This window comes from Pseudomonas flexibilis, assembly GCF_000806415.1.
Taxonomy (GTDB): Bacteria; Pseudomonadota; Gammaproteobacteria; order Pseudomonadales; family Pseudomonadaceae; genus Serpens; species Serpens flexibilis.
On record NZ_JTAK01000001.1, the window covers coordinates 146056 to 165686 of the forward strand.

The 19631-nt window shown below is 66.4% G+C and carries 23 protein-coding genes; 20 read left to right on the forward strand and 3 right to left on the reverse strand.

Features of this window, described 5'->3' with window-relative positions; translation table 11 throughout:
- Nucleotides 1–33 precede the first annotated feature (33 nt).
- Nucleotides 34–447, forward strand: a complete 414-nt coding sequence (locus tag PT85_RS00715; protein ID WP_052199694.1) for a hypothetical protein — start codon at nucleotides 34–36, stop codon at nucleotides 445–447.
- Here the strand turns inward: PT85_RS00715 and PT85_RS00720 are convergent.
- Nucleotides 422–1873 (reverse strand): TrkH family potassium uptake protein, encoded by a 1452-nt coding sequence (locus tag PT85_RS00720; protein WP_039560010.1) that lies wholly within the window; start codon nucleotides 1871–1873, stop codon nucleotides 422–424. The two genes, PT85_RS00715 and PT85_RS00720, sit on opposite strands and share 26 nt — an antisense overlap.
- A 172-nt stretch (nucleotides 1874–2045) precedes the next feature.
- Here PT85_RS00720 and PT85_RS00725 point away from each other — a divergent pair, with 172 nt between their 5' ends.
- The 3 genes from PT85_RS00725 to PT85_RS00735 all read left to right on the forward strand — a co-directional run bounded on the left by PT85_RS00725 (nucleotide 2046) and on the right by PT85_RS00735 (nucleotide 3467).
- Nucleotides 2046–2417 carry a YkgJ family cysteine cluster protein gene (locus PT85_RS00725; RefSeq protein ID WP_039560011.1) on the forward strand — a complete coding sequence of 124 codons (372 nt, stop codon included), beginning with the start codon at nucleotides 2046–2048 and terminating at the stop codon, nucleotides 2415–2417.
- Between the two features lie 81 nt (nucleotides 2418–2498).
- Nucleotides 2499–3053 (forward strand): nitroreductase family protein, encoded by a 555-nt coding sequence (locus tag PT85_RS00730; RefSeq protein WP_027590880.1) that lies wholly within the window; start codon nucleotides 2499–2501, stop codon nucleotides 3051–3053.
- Nucleotides 3054–3137: 84 nt separating this feature from the next.
- Nucleotides 3138–3467, forward strand: coding sequence for a four-helix bundle copper-binding protein (locus PT85_RS00735; protein WP_039560012.1), 330 nt, complete (start codon nucleotides 3138–3140; stop codon nucleotides 3465–3467).
- A gap of 146 nt (nucleotides 3468–3613) precedes the next feature.
- Here PT85_RS00735 and PT85_RS00740 read toward each other — a convergent pair whose 3' ends face one another.
- Together PT85_RS00740 and PT85_RS00745 are read right to left on the reverse strand one after the other, a co-directional pair.
- The gene (locus tag PT85_RS00740; RefSeq protein WP_039605669.1) at nucleotides 3614–4882 is read right to left on the reverse strand and encodes an OmpP1/FadL family transporter; all 1269 of its coding nucleotides are present in this window, start codon (nucleotides 4880–4882) and stop codon (nucleotides 3614–3616) included.
- Between the two features lie 205 nt (nucleotides 4883–5087).
- Nucleotides 5088–5942: a sulfurtransferase gene (locus PT85_RS00745; RefSeq protein WP_039605670.1), complete on the reverse strand. Its 855-nt coding sequence runs from the start codon at nucleotides 5940–5942 to the stop codon at nucleotides 5088–5090.
- A 101-nt stretch (nucleotides 5943–6043) separates the two neighbouring features.
- Here PT85_RS00745 and PT85_RS00750 point away from each other — a divergent pair, with 101 nt between their 5' ends.
- The 16 genes from PT85_RS00750 to fliP all read left to right on the forward strand — a co-directional run bounded on the left by PT85_RS00750 (nucleotide 6044) and on the right by fliP (nucleotide 19629).
- The gene (locus PT85_RS00750; protein ID WP_037009137.1) at nucleotides 6044–6835 is read left to right on the forward strand and encodes a lysophospholipid acyltransferase family protein; all 792 of its coding nucleotides are present in this window, start codon (nucleotides 6044–6046) and stop codon (nucleotides 6833–6835) included.
- A 153-nt stretch (nucleotides 6836–6988) separates the two neighbouring features.
- Complete coding sequence (rnd, locus tag PT85_RS00755; protein ID WP_027590876.1) at nucleotides 6989–8122, forward strand: ribonuclease D; 1134 nt, start codon at nucleotides 6989–6991, stop codon at nucleotides 8120–8122.
- Nucleotides 8119–8418, forward strand: coding sequence for a YcgL domain-containing protein (locus tag PT85_RS00760; protein WP_027590875.1), 300 nt, complete (start codon nucleotides 8119–8121; stop codon nucleotides 8416–8418). The genes rnd and PT85_RS00760 overlap by 4 nt, the downstream gene beginning before the upstream one ends.
- A 258-nt stretch (nucleotides 8419–8676) precedes the next feature.
- Complete coding sequence (gene fliE / locus PT85_RS00765; RefSeq protein WP_027590874.1) at nucleotides 8677–9009, forward strand: flagellar hook-basal body complex protein FliE; 333 nt, start codon at nucleotides 8677–8679, stop codon at nucleotides 9007–9009.
- 13 nt (nucleotides 9010–9022) lie between these two features.
- Nucleotides 9023–10810, forward strand: a complete 1788-nt coding sequence (gene fliF, locus PT85_RS00770; RefSeq protein WP_039605671.1) for a flagellar basal-body MS-ring/collar protein FliF — start codon at nucleotides 9023–9025, stop codon at nucleotides 10808–10810.
- Nucleotides 10789–11811 carry a flagellar motor switch protein FliG gene (gene fliG / locus PT85_RS00775; RefSeq protein WP_039560017.1) on the forward strand — a complete coding sequence of 341 codons (1023 nt, stop codon included), beginning with the start codon at nucleotides 10789–10791 and terminating at the stop codon, nucleotides 11809–11811. Before fliF ends, fliG begins: the two co-directional genes overlap by 22 nt.
- A gap of 51 nt (nucleotides 11812–11862) precedes the next feature.
- Nucleotides 11863–12657, forward strand: coding sequence for a flagellar assembly protein FliH (gene fliH, locus PT85_RS00780; RefSeq protein ID WP_039605672.1), 795 nt, complete (start codon nucleotides 11863–11865; stop codon nucleotides 12655–12657).
- Nucleotides 12647–13993 (forward strand): flagellar protein export ATPase FliI, encoded by a 1347-nt coding sequence (gene fliI / locus PT85_RS00785; protein WP_027590870.1) that lies wholly within the window; start codon nucleotides 12647–12649, stop codon nucleotides 13991–13993. Before fliH ends, fliI begins: the two co-directional genes overlap by 11 nt.
- A gap of 26 nt (nucleotides 13994–14019) precedes the next feature.
- On the forward strand, nucleotides 14020–14469 hold the full coding sequence (gene fliJ, locus PT85_RS00790; protein ID WP_027590869.1) for a flagellar export protein FliJ: 450 nt from the start codon (nucleotides 14020–14022) through the stop codon (nucleotides 14467–14469).
- A 71-nt stretch (nucleotides 14470–14540) separates the two neighbouring features.
- The gene (locus PT85_RS00795) at nucleotides 14541–14894 is read left to right on the forward strand and encodes an Hpt domain-containing protein (protein WP_027590868.1); all 354 of its coding nucleotides are present in this window, start codon (nucleotides 14541–14543) and stop codon (nucleotides 14892–14894) included.
- A gap of 93 nt (nucleotides 14895–14987) precedes the next feature.
- Nucleotides 14988–16265, forward strand: a complete 1278-nt coding sequence (locus tag PT85_RS00800; RefSeq protein ID WP_052237572.1) for a flagellar hook-length control protein FliK — start codon at nucleotides 14988–14990, stop codon at nucleotides 16263–16265.
- 166 nt (nucleotides 16266–16431) lie between these two features.
- Nucleotides 16432–16920 carry a flagellar basal body-associated FliL family protein gene (locus tag PT85_RS00805; protein ID WP_027590867.1) on the forward strand — a complete coding sequence of 163 codons (489 nt, stop codon included), beginning with the start codon at nucleotides 16432–16434 and terminating at the stop codon, nucleotides 16918–16920.
- A gap of 9 nt (nucleotides 16921–16929) precedes the next feature.
- The gene (gene fliM, locus PT85_RS00810) at nucleotides 16930–17898 is read left to right on the forward strand and encodes a flagellar motor switch protein FliM (protein ID WP_039560020.1); all 969 of its coding nucleotides are present in this window, start codon (nucleotides 16930–16932) and stop codon (nucleotides 17896–17898) included.
- A gap of 72 nt (nucleotides 17899–17970) precedes the next feature.
- Nucleotides 17971–18405 carry a flagellar motor switch protein FliN gene (gene fliN / locus PT85_RS00815; protein WP_027590865.1) on the forward strand — a complete coding sequence of 145 codons (435 nt, stop codon included), beginning with the start codon at nucleotides 17971–17973 and terminating at the stop codon, nucleotides 18403–18405.
- Complete coding sequence (gene fliO, locus PT85_RS00820; protein ID WP_027590864.1) at nucleotides 18405–18827, forward strand: flagellar biosynthetic protein FliO; 423 nt, start codon at nucleotides 18405–18407, stop codon at nucleotides 18825–18827. Before fliN ends, fliO begins: the two co-directional genes overlap by 1 nt.
- Nucleotides 18828–18858: 31 nt before the next feature.
- Nucleotides 18859–19629 carry a flagellar type III secretion system pore protein FliP gene (gene fliP, locus PT85_RS00825; RefSeq protein WP_082013027.1) on the forward strand — a complete coding sequence of 257 codons (771 nt, stop codon included), beginning with the start codon at nucleotides 18859–18861 and terminating at the stop codon, nucleotides 19627–19629.
- The last annotated feature ends 2 nt before the right edge of the window (nucleotides 19630–19631 follow it).

Here is a 19631-nt window from a genome sequence, read left to right on the forward strand (position 1 = left end):
CTTCAGGGCCAGGCACATTGCGGGGAGCCCACGATGAGTTCGACACGGCCGTTCGCCATCGGTGAAGCGTCAGCGCGCTATGGGGGGCTGGTGCTGGGCCTGCTGGTCTGGGTGCTGGCCTGTGGGGTACTGCGTTTCTTCTTCCTGGAAGACGAGCGCTGGCTCGGCTGGTGCGCCGAAGCGCCGTCCAGTCTCGCCTGTCGCGCGCGGGGCTGGCTGGGCTGGGCCATCCACCTGCGCGTGCTGGCGTGGCTGGCGCTGCCGCCGGCATTGCTCGGCTTCTGCCTGCCGGGTGTGCCCGGTCGTTGGCTGGCCGGCCTGGCCCTTGTGCCGGCACTGGGCGGCCTGGTGCTGTATGCCGTCACGCCGGCGTCCTTCGCCACGCTGCTGGCCCTGCTGCGCCTGGTGCGCGACGAGCGCCTCAGTGACGCCAGAACGCGTGGGTGAACAGCACCAGCACGGTGATGATTTCCAGACGCCCCAGCAGCATGCCCAGCGACAGCAGCCACTTGGCGGCATCCGGCAGGCTGGCGAAATTGCCGGCCGGGCCGATGATCGGACCCAACCCCGGACCGACGTTGCACACCGCGGTGGCGGCGCCGGTCAGCGCGGTCAGCGGGTCCAGGCCCAGCAGCGCCAGGCCGAGGGCGACCACGCCGATGGTGATGGTGAAGAAGAATGAGAAGGTCAGGATCGAGCGGACGATTTCCTCGTCCAGCGGATGGCCGTTGTACTTCTGCTGGATCACCGCACGGGGGTGGATCAACTGCTGGATGTTGGCGCGCAGCAGTGCGAAGGCCACCTGGAAGCGGAAGATCTTCAGCCCGCCAGTGGAGGAGCCGGAGCAGCCGCCGATGAAGGTCAGGTAGAAGAACGCCATGATGGCGAAGTCGCCCCACTGGCTGTAATCGCCCAGGGCGTAACCGGTGGTGGTGATGATGGAGACGGTGTTTACCGAGGCCAGGCGCAACGCATCGTTCCAGGCGTAATCGGAGTTCAGCCACAGCCAGCCGCTAAACAGCAGGCAGGCGGCGACCAGCAGCTTGAGAAAGCCGCGAACCTGCTGATCGCGCAGCAGCGCCTTGTAATTGCCGCGCAGGGTGGACACATACAGCATGAAGGGCAGACTGCCGAGGACCATGAGCACCACCGCGACCCAGTGCGAGGCGGGCGGGAAGGCGGCCAGCGAGGCGTCCGAGGTGGAGAAGCCGGCGGTAGCCACCGAGGTCATGGCGTGGTTCACGGCATCGAACCAGCCCATGCCGGCCAGGTGGAAAGCCAGCGTGCCAAGCAGCGTGAACAGCAGGTACACCCCGACGATGTACTTGGCCACCATGTGCGAACGCGGCAGCACCTTTTCCGACCAGTCCGAGGACTCGGTCTGGAACAGGCGCATGCCACCGACGCGCAGCAGCGGCAGGATCGCTACCGCCATGGCGATGAAGCCGATGCCGCCCAGCCATTGCAGCAGCGAGCGCCACAGCAGCAGGCCGGGCGAGGCATCGTCCAGGCCGGTGAGAACCGTGCCGCCGGTGGTGGTAATGCCCGACATGCTCTCGAAGAAGGCGTCGGTGTAGCTCAGGTCGCGGATCATCAGCATTGGCAACGCGGCGAACAGTGCTACCACCAGCCAGCTCGCGGTGGTCAGCAGGTACATGTCGCGCGGACGCAGATGCGCCTCGGCCGGGCGGCCGGGCAGCACCAGGGCCAGGCCGGTGCCGAAAGTGATCAGACTCGACCAGAGAAACGCCTCCAGCTCATCGGTGCGCCCGTACCAGAGCTGGGCGAACAAAGGCAGCAGCATGCTGGCGGCCAGGGTGATGAGGAAGATCCCGAGAATGAAACCGATGATGCGCAGTGTCGGCAGGGCCATGGGGTGGCTCGGACGGGAAAAGGAGGGGCGCATTCTAACCTTGTGAACCCGCCTGTAAACCGAGCGGTGAGGGCTGACGAAATTCTTTCGCAGCCCTCTTCACAGCCGGAATGCGATGCATAGAATAGCCGCCCAGCGCCGGCTGCTCTGCCGGTTTCCGAGTCTGCTCCCCATGTCTCAAGAGAACCCCTGCCTCACGTGCGGCGCTTGCTGCGCGTACTTTCGTGTGTCCTTCTACTGGGGCGAATGCCGTTCCGCCGGCGGCAGCGTGCCAGATGATCGGGTCGTGCAGATTTCCCCCTATCACGCCGCCATGATCGGCACCGACGCCAAGCCGGCGCGCTGCGTGGCGCTGCTCGGCGATGTCGGCTGCTCGGTGCGCTGCACCATGTACGAACAGCGCTCCAGCACCTGCCGCGAGTTCGAAGCCTCGTGGGCCAATGGTCAGCACAACCCGAACTGCGATACCGCCCGCGCCGCCCATGGCCTGCCGCCCGTGACGCCCCCGCTGCAGCCGGACCTGTCCCCCGATCGCGTCGCCTGAGCGGGCGCGGCGCGCGCGACATCCCCTTTCTGGCGCCTGGGCCACTAGAATGGCTGCCTGTATCGATTCTGGAGGTGGCCCATGGAGGCTCTTGACGCTCTGCTGACCCGCGTGTCCGTGCCGCGGTTGCATGACCCGGCGCCGGACGCGGCGCAGCGCCAGCTGCTGTTCCGCGCGGCGTTGCGCGCCCCCGACCATGGCCAGTTGCGGCCCTGGCGGTTCCTGACCATCGAAGGGGCCGCCCGCGAGCGCCTGGGTGAGCTGTTCGCCCAGGCGGTGTCGGCCAGCGGCGCCAAGCCGGAGATGCTCGCCAAGGCCCGCGCCATGCCGCTGCGCGCGCCGCTGCTGGTGGTCGTCATCGCCTCGCCGAAGACACACTTCAAGGTGCCGGAGAGCGAGCAGTTGCTCTCCGCCGGCTGTGCCGCCCATGGCATCGTGATCGCCGCCCATGCGCTGGGCCTCGGGGCGATCTGGCGCAGCGGCGATCTTTCCCACGACCCCCTCGTCAAGGCCGGCCTGGGCGTCGGCGCGAAGGAACAGATCGTCGGCTTCATCTACCTGGGGCGTGCCGAAGGCGAACGCCGCACCCCGCAGGAGCTGGATCCCGGCGACTTCGTGACCGCCTGGCAGGGCTGATCGCAGGGGCAGAACCCGTCCGGGGTGGTCCGGTCTCAACAGTTCCGGCAGCGCCATGCTGTCCTGAACCGTCGGAGGGCACCCATGATCAATTCCCGCTACCAAGACTGCGTCCAGGCCTGCACCCGGTGTGCCGAGGCCTGCGAACATTGCGCCACCTCCTGCCTGCGCGAGGAGGATGTGAAGATGATGGCCCGCTGCATCCAGCTGGATCGCGATTGTGCGGACCTGTGTCGGCTGTGCGCCGTGCTGATGATGCGGGACAGCGAGCAGGCCGCAGCGCTGTGTCGGGTGTGCGCCGAAGCCTGCCGCGCCTGCGCCAGCGAATGTGCCGGTCACGAACACGACCATTGCCAGGCCTGCGCTAAGGCGTGCACGGCCTGCGCCGAGGCCTGCGAGCGCATGGCGGCATAGGGTGGCATGCGTTCGTAGGGTGGACAGCGTTTTTCTGTCCACCGCTTGTGTGCGGGCTGCTTGGTGGACAAGAAACGCGTTGTCCACCCTACAGAAAATGAAAAAGCCGGACCCAAGGGTCCGGCTTTTCGTTACGCCACAGCCGCTTAGAAGCGGTAGGTCAGCTGGGCTGCCAGGCCGTGGGCGGAGTTTTCGTACTCGGCGTTGTAGCCGGCCTGGTTCACCTCACCCTTGTCTTCCTTCAGGTAGGAGTAGGCCAGGTCGAGGGTCATGTCGCGGTTGATGTTCCAGCCGGCGCCCAGGGACAGGATGGTGCGATCCGATACCGGAATACGAGTGGTGCGGTGCTCGTCGTTGGTCGGCGACTCGTCGAGTGCCAGGCCGGCGCGCAGCACCCACTGCGGGTTCAGCTGGTAGGAGGTGCCGACGGCGAACGACCAGGTATCGCTCCACTTCAGTGGTTCTTCGACGCGACCGACGACACCCGCCTGGACGGGGTTGCTGGTCTGGTTCTCGATCACCAGGCTTTCCAGGCGACTCCAGCGGGTCCAGGTGGCGCCACCGTACAGGGTCCACTGGTCGTCCAGGCGGTAGGTCACCGAGGTGTCCACCGACTCCGGCATGGTGATGTCCACGGCGGCATCGTAGGTGGTGTTCAGCGAGCCGAGGGCAGGGGTGGCAGCGGTAATGCCGCTGACCTTGGTATCGCCTTCCAGGTTGTACTTGACCTTGGAGTGGTAGGTCAGGCCCCAGCTCAGTCGCTCGGTGACATCCACCAGTACGCCGAGGTTGTAGCCATAGGAGACATCGTCGCCTTCCACATCGGAATGGCCGTCCGGCAGACCAGCCAGTAGCGGATCGAGCTTGCCCATCGGGATGGAGCGGGTCAGCTTGCCGTAGATGCGGCTGATCACCAGGCCACCACCCACCGACACCTGGTCGTTGATCTTGTAGCTGAGGGTCGGCTGCAGGTTGACCACTTCAACTTCGCTGTTCAGGCCGTGGTAGCGGCCCATGTGGCCGTTCTCGTAGTCGCTGATGACCGCGAACGGCACGTACAGGCCGAGACCGAAGTGCAGCTTGTCGTTGATCGGGGTGACGTAGTAGCCGAACGGCACGGTGGCGAAGGGCACCATGTCGCCATCGGTGCTGCCGGTGCCGCCGGTCGCTTCGATATCGGTGAGTGCATGGATGAACGCCAGGCCACCGCTGACCTCGCGACGCTCAAGCTTGGACATGCCGGCCGGGTTGCCGGCCACGATGCTGGCGTCCAGGACATTGGAGGAACGGCCGGCGAAGGCGGTTCCCATGCCGCTGGCGCTGTGCTCGTTGATGGCCAGTCCGTTTGCCAGTGCCTGGCTCGACAGGGCGCCAATCGCCAGAGCCAGTGTTGTTTTTATCCAGGCTTGTTTCATCGGTAACTCCGGTTTTTCAAGTTGAAGCGAGCGGGCGACGCTAACAGGAAGAATCCCCCCGTTCTAGGTGCAAACCGCTCTGTATCGCGGCTTTCGCAGGTTTTATGCGTGCCGTGAATGGGTTGCGATAAAGCATGCTAAAAAAACCGGGTTACCAATGTAACTATTTGTTCTCTAAGGAAATATAGGGTCCCTGAGTGACTGTTCAGTCACCTCTGGCCACCGGGCGTGCCGGATCGGTGATCCACTCGCTCCAGGAGCCGGCATACAGCGGCGCCAGCGGCAGGCCGGCGAGGCTCAGGGCGAACAGGTTATGGCAGGCGGTAACGCCCGAGCCGCAATAGGCCACCAGTTGTTCGGGGTTGCGTCCCGCCAGCAGGTTTTCGAAGCGCTGGCGCAACTGTTCGGGCGGCAGAAAGCGTCCGTCGGCGCCCAGATTGTCGGTGAAGGGAGCGCAGCGGGCGCCGGGGATGTGGCCGGCGACCGGGTCCAGCGGCTCCACCTCGCCGCGAAAGCGCGGCAGGGCACGGGCATCGATCAGGGTCAGGCCAGGCTCCGCCAGACGCCGGCCCAGTTGATCGGCCTCCACGACCAGGCAGGCGTCCGGGCGAGCGGTGAAGTCCCCGCGTGCCGGTTCGGTGACCTGCGCGGTTACCGGCAGGCCGGCGGCCTGCCAGGCCTGGAAGCCGCCGTCGAGCAGGAACACGCCGTCACGCTTGCCGAGCCACGCCAGCAGCCACCAGGCCCGCGCCGCGAAGGCGCCGGGGCCGTCGTCGTAGAGCACGATGGTGCTGTCCTGATCCACGCCCCAGGCGCGCAGGGCCTCCTGCAGGCGGGCGGGGTCCGGCAGCGGGTGGCGACCGGTCACCCCCTTGATGATCGGGCCGGACAGGTCCCGCTCCAGGTCGGCGAACTGGGCCCCGGGCACATGCCCCGCGGCGTAGCGGGTACGACCGTAGGCGGGGTCGTCGAGGGCGAAACGGCAGTCCAGGATGCGCAACTCCGGCGCCGACAGGCGTTCGGCAAGTTGGGGCGCAGTCAGCAGGCGGGCAAAGGACATGGGTGGCTCCTGTGTCGCGAAGGGCAGGGCAGGCATCATAAGGTGGCTGTCATATTTCGCCAGTCGCCTGGCATAGACCCGTCAGAGAAATGGGAGCGTTCATGTCTAATCTGGCTGTCATCACCGAGAGCGCCACGCTGGCACGCCGCGTGGGGGTTGTCCTGGGCAGTGTGCTGCTGACCGCCTATCACTGCTGCGTCATCCTGATGCGCGCCGCCGTGGGCCGGCTGCGCCGCGAGCACATCGACCGTTATGCGCGCAGCTGGGCCCGGGTGCTGCTGCGCATGGCGCGCATCGACATTCGCGTGCAGGGGCAGGCGCCGGATTTCTCCGACGGCCGCCGCTACATCATTCTCTGCAACCATTCCAGCCACTACGACATCCCGGTGAGCTTCGCCCACCTGCCAGGCTCGATCCGCATGCTGGCCAAGAAGGAACTGTTCTCCATTCCGCTGTTCGGCCAGACCCTGCGCGCCGGTGAATTCCCTTCCATCAATCGCGGCAACCGCCACCAGGCCGTGCGCGACCTGCAGAACGCGCGTCGTCTGATGGAAAGCGGCATCGTGCTGTGGGCCGCTCCGGAAGGCACCCGTTCGGCCGATGGCCGGCTGCTGCCCTTCAAGAAGGGCTGCTTCCACCTGGCGCTGGACACCGATGCGGTCATCGTGCCGCTGGCGATCCGCGGCATTCACCAGGTGCTGCCGGCACGTACCTGGAGGCTGAACCTGGGCATGCCGGTGGAGGTGGAAATCGGCGAGCCCATCGACGCCAGCCAGTATTCCGTGGAGCGCCTGCCCGAGCTGATGGCCGAAACCCGCGCGCGCCTGCAGGCCATGCTCGACAAGGGCGTCGCCCCGGCCGGGACGGTCAGCGAGGAGCTGACCCTGGCCTGAACCCGTTTCCCGGTTCTGTCGGCCGGCGTGCAGCCGGCCCCGCCGGGCGTGCCGCCGTCCCGAGCGAGCCGTATTTGCGACGCCGCGCGCAAAACGCGACGCGCTGTATACTGCGCGCCCGCAATCGACGTGCCGGCAATCGAGGAGACCCGCGTGGCCATCGACATTCACTGGATCCGCGACGACGCCGAGCTGGCGCAGCAGTGCGCCGCCTGGCGCGCGCAGCCTTTCGTGGTGCTGGATACCGAGTTCATGCGGGTCGACACCTTCTATCCGATCGCCGGCCTGGTGCAGGTCGGTGATGGCCGGCAGGCCGCGCTGATCGATCCGCTGTGCATCCGCGACTGGTCACCGTTCGCCGCGCTGCTGGATGATCCCGCGGTGGTCAAGGTGCTGCATGCCTGCAGCGAGGACCTGGAAGTGTTCCAGCGCCTGACCGGCACCCTGCCGCAGCCGTTGTTCGACACACAACTGGCGGCGGCCTACCTCAACCTGGGCTTTTCCATGGGCTACTCGCGCCTGGTGCAGGCGCTGCTGGGCGTGGAGCTGCCCAAGGGCGAAACTCGCTCCGACTGGTTGCAGCGCCCGCTAAGCGACATGCAGGTGCGCTACGCCGCCGAGGATGTGCAGCACCTGGTCGAGGTCTATCGCGCGCTGGACGAACGGCTCAGCGCGGAAAAGCGTGGCTGGCTGCTGGAGGATGGCGCCGAGCTGGTCGCCAACCTGCGCCGCGAGGTCGACCCGGACGAGATGTATCGCGACGGCAAGCTGGCCTGGAAGCTGTCCCGCCAGCAACTGGCGGTGTACCGGGCCCTGTACGCCTGGCGCGAGCGTGAGGCGCGCCGTCGCGATGTGCCGCGCAACCGCATCCTGCGCGAGGCCTCGCTGTGGCCGCTGGCGCGCTACCAGCCCGCGGAGCTGGGCGCGCTGTCGCGCATTGAAGACATGCATCCGCGCACTGTGCGCCAGGATGGCGAAACCCTCCTGCAGCTGATCCGCCAGGCGGCGGCGCTGCCGCCCGACGCCTGGCCGCAGCCGGTGGACGAACCGCTGCCGCTGGAAGTCGGTCGCCTGCTCAAGAAGCTGCGCGCGGTTGGCCAGGCCGAGGCGGCGCGCCTGGACATGGCGCCCGAGCTGATGCTGCGCAAGAAATCCCTGGAAGCCCTGCTGCGCAGTGGCTACCCCAACGGCCCCTATGAATTGCCGGACAACCTGCGCGGCTGGCGCCGTGAACGCCTCGGACAGGCGTTGCTCGAGGCGTTGTCCGCTCCCGGAGAATCGGCATGAAACGCATCTGTTCCATCTACAAGAGCCCGCGCAAGCGCGAGATGTACCTCTACGTATTGAAAAGCGACGCCTTGGCGCGAGTGCCGGAAGGTCTGCTCGCCGCCTTCGGCACGCCGCAGCTGGCCTTCGATCTGGTACTGCACCCCGAGCGCCAGCTGGCCCGCGAGGACATCCACCAGGTGCTGGAGAACCTCGACAAGCAGGGCTACCACCTGCAGATGCCGCCGCCCGATCTGGACGATGACTACATCGAGCATCTGCCCGACGAACTGCTGCGCATGAACGATCCGCTGTAAGCGAAGGGCTCCTTTCGGAGCTGGCATGTGCAAATCAATATGCTATCGTCGCGCCACTAAGTGACGAAATCGACGTTTTTCGGGGCGGCCGGGGTGGGCCGTCTCGTCGGTGTGCGCCACCGTCCACTTTCCGACAGCCTGTAGCGCAAGCAAAACTCTCGCTCAATCAATGACTTGGCCCTTGGCACTGATGTTGCTATGTCTGGGCTCTGTGATGTGGGGCGTCAAATCTATGCCGCCAGTAAGAGGAAATGACACATGAGTCAGGGTGTGCAGTTCAATCGTTTGCTGATGGACATGCGTTCCATGCAGGCGGACGCCATGGCCCGTTTCAAGCCGGCACAGCCCGAGGCGCCGGCCAACGGCATGCCGAGCTTCGCCGATCTGCTGGGGCAGGCGGTCAACAAGGTGAGCCAGACCCAGAGCTCCGCCAACCAGCTCGCCACCGCCTTCGAAATGGGCCAGGGCGGGGTGGACCTGACTGATGTGATGATTGCCTCGCAGAAGGCCTCGGTGTCCTTCCAGGCCATGACCCAGGTGCGTAACAAGCTGGTGCAGGCCTACCAGGACATCATGCAGATGTCGATCTAAGGACGGATGATCCATGTCTGACGCTGTAGCGAAGGTTCCCGCCCATTCCAACGAGGCGGAAGCCCCGGCCAAGAAGCCGCCGCTGTTCGGGCTCGCCTTCCTGGAAAACCTTTCCGAAATGTCCATGCTGCGCCAGGTGGGCCTGCTGGTCGGGCTGGCCGCCAGCGTGGCCATCGGCTTCGCCGTGGTGCTCTGGTCCCAGCAGCCGGACTACCGCCCCCTGTACGGCAACCTCAACGGTATGGACGTCAGCCAGGTGGTCGATGTCCTCAACACCGCCGGCATCCACTACACCGTCGAACCCAATTCCGGCGCCCTGCTGGTCAAGGCCCAGGACATGGCCCAGGCGCGCCTGAAACTGGCCACCGCCGGCGTGGCGCCACGCGACAACAGCGTGGGCTTCGAGATCCTCGACCGCGAGCAGAGCCTGGGCACCAGCCAGTTCATGGAAGCGGCGCGTTACCGCCGTGGTCTGGAAGGCGAGCTGGGGCGCACCATCGCCAGCCTCAACGGCGTCAAATCGGCGCGCGTGCACCTGGCCATTCCGAAGAGCTCGGTGTTCGTGCGCGACGAGCGCAAGCCCAGCGCTTCGGTGCTGCTGGAGCTATTCCAGGGACGCAACCTGGAGCCCGGCCAGGTCCAGGCGATCATCAACCTGGTGGCTACCAGCGTGCCGGAGCTGAACAAGTCCCAGGTCACCGTGGTGGACCAGAAGGGCAACCTGCTCTCCGATCAGCAGGAGCTGTCCGAGCTGACCGTCGCCGGCCGCCAGTTCGAGTACAGCCGCCGGGTGGAAACCCTGCTGACCCAGCGCGTGCACAACATCCTGCGTCCGGTGCTGGGCAACGAGCGCTACAAGGCGGAAGTCTCTGCCGACGTGGATTTCAACGCCGTCGAGTCCACCACCGAGACCTTCAACCCCGACCAGCCCGCGCTGCGCAGCGAGCAGGCCGTCAAGGAACAACGCCAGAGCAGCCTGCCGCCGCAAGGTGTTCCGGGCGCGCTGAGCAACCAGCCGCCGGCCCCGGGCGCCGCGCCCGAACAGCTGGGCTTCGGCGCCGCGAATGTCGGCGCGATTCCGCCCGGCCAGCCGCTGCTGGACGCCAACGGCCAGCAGATCATGGATCCGGCCACCGGCACGCCGATGCTGGCGCCGTATCCGGCCGACAAGCGCGAGCAGGCGACCCGCAACTACGAGCTGGATCGCTCCATCAGCTACACCCGCCAGCAGCAGGGCCGCGTTCGCCGCTTGTCCATCGCCGTGGTGGTGGACGACCAGCAGGTCGTCGATCCGCAGTCCGGTACCGTCACCTACCAGCCCTGGAGTGCCGAGGACCTGGCGCGCTTCACCCGCCTGGTGCAGGACGCGGTGGGCTTCGATGCCAGCCGTGGCGACAGCGTCAGCGTGGTCAACACGCCCTTCGTCGCCGACCGTGGCGAAGTGTTCGAGGAGATCCCGTTCTACGCGCAGCCCTGGTTCTGGGACATCGCCAAACAGATCATCGGCGCGCTGTTCATCCTCGCGTTGGTGTTCGGCGTGCTGCGTCCGCTGCTCAACAACATCACCGGCAACAAGAAGGGCGAAGGCAAGGATCTGGTGCCGTTCGAGCGCGACCTGCAGCCGTTGTCCTCCGAGCTGGATGAAGACCAACTGAGCCTGAGCGGTTCGGCCCAGCAGATCATGCTGGCCAACCCCAATGACGGATTCGAAGCCCAGCTGAACGCCATCAAGAACCTGGTGGCGGAAAACCCGGCCCGCGTTGCCGAAGTCGTCAAAGAATGGATCAACGGGGACGAGTGACCGTGAGCAAACTGAGCAAAGTCGACAAGGCCGGCATCCTGCTGCTCTCCCTGGGCGAGACCGACGCCGCGCAGGTACTGCGTCATCTGGGCCCCAAGGAAGTGCAGAAGGTCGGTGTGGCCATGGCCCACCTGGGCAACGTGCACCGCGAGCAGGTCGAGGAAGTCCTCAGCGAATTCATCGTCATGGTCGGCGAGCAGACCGGCCTGGGCGTGGGTACCGACGGCTACATCCGCAAGATGCTCACCCAGGCCCTGGGCGAGGACAAGGCGGGCAGCCTGATCGACCGCATCCTGCTGGGCGGCAGCACCAGCGGCCTGGACAGCCTGAAGTGGATGGAGCCGCGCGCCGTGGCCGACGTGATCCGCTACGAACACCCGCAGATCCAGGCCATCGTGGTGGCCTACCTGGACGCCGACCAGGCCAGCGAGGTGCTCAGCCACTTCCCGCACAAGGCGCGCCTGGACATCCTGCTGCGCGTGTCCTCGCTGAACACCGTGCAACCGGCGGCGCTCAAGGAGCTCAACACCATCCTCGAGAAGCAGTTCTCCGGCAACACCAACACCAGTCGCGCCACCCTGGGCGGCGTGAAGCGTGCCGCCGACATCATGAACTACCTGGACAGCACCATCGAAGGCCCGCTGATGGATGCCATCCGCGAGCTGGACGAGGAGCTGGCGCTGGAGATCGAAGACCTGATGTTCGTCTTCGAGAACCTGGCCGACATCGACGACCGTGGCATCCAGGCGCTGCTGCGCGAGATCTCCTCCGACGTGCTCACCCTGGCCCTCAAGGGCGCCGACGAGAACGTCAAGGAGAAGATCTTCAAGAACATGTCCAAGCGCGCTGGCGAGCTGCTGCGCGACGACTTGGAAAGCCTCGGCCCGGTGCGCGTCAGCGATGTCGAGACGGCGCAGAAGGAAATCCTCGGCATCGCGCGTCGCATGGCCGAAGCCGGCGAAATCGTCATCGGCCCGAAGGGCGCCGAAGAAATGATCTGATCCCGCTTGCCGGGATAGCCAGACCCCTGGCGGGGCGAGAGTCGAGTCACCATGCAGAATGGCCAAGGCGAATACGAAAGCGATCTGATCCGCGCCAGCGACCTGCCGCCGTTCGAGCGCTGGCTGCTGCCCAGCTTCGATCCGCTCAAACCGGCGCCCGCGCCGGAGCCGCTGCCCGAAGTGGAGCCGGAGCCGGAAGTCCAGGCCAGCATCGAGGAAGTGCCGGTCGAGGCGGTGCAGCCGATCACCCTCGAAGAGCTGGAGGCCATCCGTCAGGAGGCCTACAACGAAGGCTTTTCCACGGGCGAGAAGGACGGCTTCCACGCCGGCCAGTTGCGCGCCCGCCAGGAGGCGGAGGCCCGCCTGAACGAGCAGCTGGCGCGCCTGGAACAGTTGATGGGTCACCTGCTGGAGCCCATCGCCGAGCAGGACCAGGCGCTGGAGCTGGCGCTGGTCGACCTGGTCGCCCATGTCAGCCGCGAGGTCATCCAGCGCGAGCTGCGCACCGATTCCAGCCAGCTGCAACTGATCCTCTCCGAAGCGCTCGGCCTGCTGCCCATGGGCGCCGGCAGCCTGCGCATCCACGTCAATCCCCAGGACTTCGAGCTGGTCAAGGCGCTGCGCGAACGCCACGAGGAAAGCTGGAAGATCATCGAGGACGCCAGCCTGCAGCCGGGCGGCTGCCGCGTGGAAAGCCAGAACAGTCTGGTCGATGCCACCGTGGAAACCCGCCTCAAGCAGGCGCTGGCGCAGCTGTTCGAGCACAAGCGCGAGCAACGCCTGCATCCGCCGGCGCCCGACCTGATCGTCGAGCTGCCCGGCGGGGAGCAAGCCGATGCGCCTTGAGCGCACCACCTTGGCCCGCCGCCTGGCCGGCTACCAGCAGGCGGTCAGCCTGCCCAGTCGTCCGGTGGTCGAAGGGCGCCTGCTGCGCATGGTCGGCCTGACCCTGGAAGCCGAAGGCCTCAGTGCGGCTGTGGGCAGCCGCTGCCTGGTGATGAACGGCGACCGCCATCATCCGCTGGAGATCGAAGCCGAAGTCATGGGCTTCGCCGGCAGCAAGACCTACCTGATGCCCGTTGGCAGTCTGGCCGGTATCGCCCCGGGCGCCCGCGTGGTGCCACTGGCCGACAGCGGCCGCCTGCCCATGGGTATGAGCATGCTTGGCCGGGTGTTGGACGGCACCGGCAAGCCACTGGACGGCAAGGGCCGCATGCGCGCCGAGGACTGGGTGCCGCTGGTCGCGCCGGCGATCAACCCGCTGCGCCGCCATCCCATCGACCAGCCGCTGGACGTCGGTATTCGCAGCATCAACGGCCTGCTCACCGTTGGACGCGGGCAGCGCCTGGGCCTGTTCGCCGGCACCGGCGTGGGCAAGTCAGTGCTGCTGGGCATGATGACCCGCTTCACCCAGGCCGACATCATCGTGGTTGGGTTGATCGGCGAGCGGGGCCGCGAGGTGAAGGAATTCATTGAGCACATCCTCGGCGAGGAAGGTCTCAAGCGCTCCGTGGTAGTCGCCTCGCCGGCCGACGAGGCGCCGCTGATGCGCCTGCGCGCCGCCCAGTACTGCACACGCATCGCCGAGTATTTCCGCGACCAGGGCAAGAACGTCCTGTTGCTGATGGACTCGCTGACCCGCTATGCCCAGGCCCAGCGCGAGATCGCCCTGGCCATCGGCGAGCCGCCGGCCACCAAGGGTTACCCGCCCTCGGTGTTCGCCAAGTTGCCGGCGCTGGTCGAGCGCGCCGGTAACGCGGAGCAGGGCGGCGGTTCGATCACTGCCTTCTACACCGTGCTGTCCGAAGGGGATGACCAGCAGGACCCGATCGCCGACGCGGCGCGCGGCGTGCTCGACGGCCATATCGTGCTGTCGCGCCGCCTGGCCGAGGAGGGGCACTACCCGGCCATCGACATCGAAGCGTCGATCAGCCGGGTGATGCCGCAGGTGGTCACGCCGGAGCATCTGCAGCTGGCGCAGCGCTTCAAGCGCTTCTGGTCGCGCTACCAGCAGAGCCGCGACCTGCTCAGCGTCGGCGCCTACGTGCCCGGCGGCGATCCGGAAACCGACCTGGCCATTGCCAAGCAGCAGCAGATGGCCCACTACCTGCGACAGGGCCTTAACGAAGGTGGCCAGCAGCTGGGGCAGAACGCCGCGCAACTGGCGGCCGTCTTCCAGTGACCCTGTACTGAGCGCGGCCACCGGCAATGAGTGATCGGCGCATCCAGCGGCTGGCGCCCGTGGTGGACCTGGCCACACGGGCGGAACGTGATGCCGCGCGCGTGCTGGGGCAAGCCCAGCAAAAGCTGTTGCAAAGCGAGAATCAGCTTCGCGATCTGCAGCGCTATCTCAGCGATTATCAGCAGCAGTGGCTGACCTCCGGTCGCCAGGGTGTCTCCGGCCAGTGGATGGTCAACTACCAGCGCTTTCTCGGCCAACTGGATACCGCCATCGAGCAGCAAGGGCGCAGTGTCGAGTGGAACCGCGACAACCTGCGCAAGGCGCGTGAGCGCTGGCAGCAGTGCCACATGCGACTGGAAGGGCTGCGCAAACTGGTGCAGCGCTATCAGGACGAGGCGCGGCGGGTAGCCGACGCGCGCGAGCAGAAGCAGTTCGATGAACTGGCGCAGCGGATGCTCGTTCGTCGGGAAGACTGACCTGCGTCTGGAGGCAGCGTTCGCAGGCCGCGCATAATGGCGCAGTGACACATCCGGCTAAGGACAAGCAGATGTACGGACGATCGCATATCGACAGCGCGGTGCTGCAAAGCCTGCAGGATGTCATGGCCGAGGACTACCCGGCCCTTCTCGATGCTTACCTGGCCGATTCCGAGGAACGCCTGCATTCCCTGCGCCAGGCCCTGCGCGGTGGCAACGCCGAAGCGCTGAGCAAGGCGGCGCACAGCTTCAAGGGCAGCTGCAGCAACATGGGCGCGGTGACGCTGGCCCAGCTCTGCCTGGAGCTGGAGCGTGCCGGCCGTGACGCTGCCCTGGAGCAGGCCGCCGGTCTGCTGCGTCAGGTCGAGCAGGAGCTCTCCGTGGTGCGCGTGCTGGTCCGCGCCGAACGCCGCCGCTTCGCCTGACGCCTCCCCCGCACAGCTGCCTGGACGGCTTTTCTTGGATTGGCCCGCTGCTTGCACTCTGCCTGGCACTACTAGATTTCAGCGGAGTCAGCCATGAGCCTTGGTGCCGATTTCCTTCTGCCGAAGGTGTCTTCGGTGCACGCCGACCAGAATCTGCGCAGCTCGCCAAAAGAAGCGGGCCAGAGCGGTTTCTCCGGGATTCTTGCACGAGCACGCGAAGGCGGCGAAGCGGTCGCCGGCGAAGAAGCCAGCAGCCTTGGTGGGCACACCCAGGCCGCGAACGATCAGTCGTCGCTGGCCGCCGATGAGCAAGCCGTTGCCGTCCTCGGCAACGAATTGCCGGGCAGCGGACTGCCGCCCGAGGAAGAGCTGACGTTGGCCGCCGAGCCCGAAGCGGTATCCCTGGAGTCGCTGATGCTGTTCGGGCGGGACAGTGCAGCGCCGGCGTCGGATACGCCTGTTGCCGCCGCCGAAGCGCAAGCCGTGGATGAGTCTGCCGCTGCGGTCCTGGGTGCCGACGCGACGGCTTCGCCCGATGCGCAGGCGGATATTGCCGAACAGACGCTGGCGGTGGCCAATCCGATGGCGCCTGCCAGCGCCGCGGCCTCGCAGACGGCCGGCGTTGCCCAGGCAGCCGCCAGCGCCCTGGGCGCACGGCAGATGCAGCCGACTCTGGCCGAGACCCGTGCGCGCCAGGCAGCCCTGCCCGAGCTGCACCTTGCCAAAACCGAGACGCTCTCCGAAGCGCTTCCCGAAGGGGGGCTCGCCGCCGACGACGAGCAGGACTTCACCGAGTTACTGCGCAGCAGCCTGAGCGCGGCGGCGGGCAGTTCCGCGCAGCACGCGGCCGAAGGCCCCGACAGTCCAGTCAATCCTTTGACTCAGGCCGTGCAGCAGGCCAGCGCGGCGCAGCGTGAGGTGGCCGCCAATGCCCTGCAGCAACCACTGTCCATGCGCCAGCCCGGCATGAGCGAGGCGGTGGTGGAGCGCGTCATGTGGTTGTCCAGCCAGAACCTGCGTAGCGCGGAGATCCAGCTGGATCCCGCCGAGCTGGGTCGCCTCGAGATCCGCATCAGCCTGAACCAGGAGCAGACCCAGATCAGCTTCGCCAGTCCGCACGCCTCGGTGCGCGAGGCGCTGGAAGGGCAGATGCACCGGCTGCGAGAGATGTTCAACCAGCAGGGGCTGGGGCAGTTCGACGTCAACGTGTCCGACCAGTCCCTGGCCCGTGGCGAGCGCCAGGCCGATGAGCGCGGCGCTTATGGCCTGGCCGGTGGAGGAGCCGAGGCGGAAGAGGGCCTGGAAGCCGAAAGCCTGATCGCGACCACGCCGCTGGAGAGTGGTCGTGGCCTGGTGGATTTCTACGCCTGAGGCAAGGGAAACGTCGCGGCTGAAGCCCCTCCTGCATGAGGGCTGAAGCCGCTCCTGCCAGCAGCGCAGCGCCGCGAGGCTCGTCGGGTCAGGCAATCGACTGGCATAAGACTTGCTGAATCGCTGGCTTGACTGTTGTAGCGCCGCAAGGTGACGGATATTTGGCATGGCAAAGTCTTTCAGGCTTGAGAACAAGAAGCTCCTCCTCATCATTCTCGGGGTGCTGACCCTCCTGCTGGCGATGGTCGCCGCGGTGGGCATTACCTGGTACGTCCTTACCTCCTCCAACGCGTCTACCAGCCCGGATACCAAGCCGCTGTTCGTGAGCCGCGACCGCGGCGCGGTGTACGAAGAGCTCAAGGAACCCTTCGTCGTCAACTACAACGCCAATGGCCGCGCCCGCTACCTGCAGGTGAGCGTTTCCCTGCTCGGGCGCGACAAGAAGAGCATGGATGCGCTGCGCGAGCACCAGCCGCTGCTGCGCAACGAGCTGGTCATGCTGCTTTCCGCGCAGAGCTTCGAGGCCATGCTCACCGCGCCCGGCAAGGAAGCGGTGCGCGTCCAGGCCACCGAGCGCGTCCAGGAGATCGCTCGCAACCTGCTGGGCCAGCCGGTCGTCGAGCAGGTGCTGTTCACCAATTTCGTTTTGCAGTAGGACCCTTCCATGGCCACAGACCTGCTGTCACAGGATGAGATCGACGCGCTGCTGCACGGCGTCGATGACGGACTCGTCTCCGTCGAGGAAACCGCCAGCCCCAACGGGGTCAAGAGCTACGACCTGACCAGCCAGGACCGCATCGTCCGCGGTCGCATGCCAACCCTGGAAATGGTCAACGAGCGCTTCGCCCGCTACACCCGCGTCAGCATGTTCAACCTGCTGCGTCGCTCCGCCGACGTCGCCGTCGGTGGCGTGCAGGTGATGAAGTTCGGCGAGTACGTGCATTCGCTGTACGTGCCCACCAGCCTCAACCTGGTGAAGATGCGCCCGCTGCGCGGCGTGGCGCTGTTCATCCTCGATTCGCGACTGGTGTTCAAGCTGGTTGACAACTTCTTCGGCGGCGACGGCCGTCACGCCAAGATCGAAGGCCGCGAGTTCACCCCCACCGAGCTGCGTGTGGTGCGCATGGTGCTCGACCAGGCGTTCGTCGACCTCAAGGAAGCCTGGAACGCGCTGATGGAGGTGGACTTCGAGTACCTCAATTCCGAGGTCAACCCGGCCATCGCCAACATCGTCAGTCCCAGCGAAGTGGTGGTGGTCTCCACCTTCCACATCGAACTGGACGGCGGCGGCGGGGACCTGCACGTGACCCTGCCGTACTCGATGCTCGAGCCGATCCGCGAGATGCTCGACGCCGGCTTCAAGTCCGATGTCGGCGACCAGGATGAGCGCTGGTCCAAGGCCCTGCGCGAGGACATCTTGGACGTACAGGTGCCGCTGGACGCCATCGTGGCGCGTCGCCAGCTGCGCGTGCGCGACATCCTCTACATGCAGCCCGGGGACGTGATTCCCGTCGAGCTGCCTGAGCAGATGCTGCTCAAGGCCAACGGCGTGCCGACCTTCGAAGTGAAGCTCGGCTCCCACAAGGACATGCTGGCCCTGCAGGTAATGGGGCCGCTGGAACGCAATCGCTGAGGCAACTCTTTTCCGCTCGGACCTTCCGCCGCGTGCGGAACGTTCGGCCAGACAGTCAGCTGAGGACACGCAATGTCAAACAACACCCCGAAGTCTCCCGAGGAACAGGCCGCCGAATGGGCCGCCGCCCTGGAAGAGGGTGACAACCAGAACGCGATCGACGAGCTGCTGGCCGAAGGCCCGGCGCGCGCGCCCATGGAACAGTTCCCCACGCCGGCCAAGGGCGAGCCGGTGCACGGCCTGGAAGGCCCGAACCTGGACGTGATCCTGGATATCCCGGTGACCATTTCCATGGAAGTGGGCAACACCAGCATCAGCATTCGCAACCTGCTGCAGCTCAACCAGGGCTCGGTGATCGAGCTGGACCGCCTCGCCGGCGAGCCGCTGGACGTGCTGGTCAACGGCACCCTGATCGCACACGGCGAAGTGGTGGTGGTCAACGAGAAGTTCGGTATCCGCCTGACCGACGTGATCAGCCCCACCGAGCGCATCCGGAAGCTGCGCTGATGCGCCGCCTGATCCTGGCGCCGCTGCTGCTGGCCGGCGAAGCCGTCGCCGCCACGCCGGGACCGTCCACCGAGGGCATGGTCGACCAGCTGGTCCAGCTGGTGCTCGGCCTGGGCCTGGTGGTCGGCCTGATCTTCGGCCTGGCCTGGCTGCTGCGGCGCATGCAGAACCAGGCCGGGCCGCGCGGCAACCAGGCCATCCAGCTGCTGGCCAGCCAGTCGCTGGGCACCCGCGAGCGGCTGCTGCTGGTGCAGGTCGGCGAGGAACAGGTGCTGCTCGGCCTCACCGCCGGCCGCATCACCCCGCTGCATGTGCTCAAGCAGCCCGTGGTGCTGCCCGCCACGAATACCGCCACCCCGGAATTTGCCCGCCGCCTGCAGGACCTGCTCGGCCGCGACAAGACCCCGCCCGCCGAGCACTGACCCGATGAACGCGACCGCCCTTGCCCCGTTGATGTTCGCCCGCGCCTGGCTGGTGCTGGCGGGCGTGCTGCTGTGGCTGCTGGCCGGCCCGGCCATGGCGCAGCAGGCGGCCGGCGATCCGTTGGGCATCAAGGCCATCACCCTGACCACCAACCCGGACGGCGAGCAGGAGTACTCGGTCAGCCTGCAGATCCTGCTGATCATGACGGCGCTGAGCTTCATCCCGGCGTTCGTCATGCTGATGACCAGCTTCACGCGGATCATCATCGTGTTCTCCATCCTGCGTCAGGCGCTGGGCCTACAGTCCACGCCGTCCAACCAGATCCTGCTCGGCCTGGCGCTGTTCCTCACGCTGTTCATCATGGCGCCGGTGTTCGAGAAGGTGAACGAACAGGCGCTGCAGCCGTATCTGAACGAGCAGATCGGCGCCCGTGAAGCCATCAGCCGCGCCGAGGTGCCGCTCAAGGACTTCATGCTGGCGCAGACTCGTGAGAGCGACCTGGACCTGTTCATGCGGCTGTCCAAGCGCACCGACATCGCCACCCCGGCCGACACGCCGCTGACCATCCTGGTGCCGGCGTTCGTCACCTCCGAGCTGAAGACCGCCTTCCAGATCGGCTTCATGATCTTCATCCCGTTCCTGATCATCGACCTGGTGGTGGCCAGTATCCTGATGGCCATGGGTATGATGATGCTCTCGCCGCTGATCATCTCGCTGCCGTTCAAGATCATGCTGTTCGTGCTCATCGATGGCTGGAGCCTGATCATGGGCACCCTGGCCGCCAGTTTCGGGACGTTATAGCC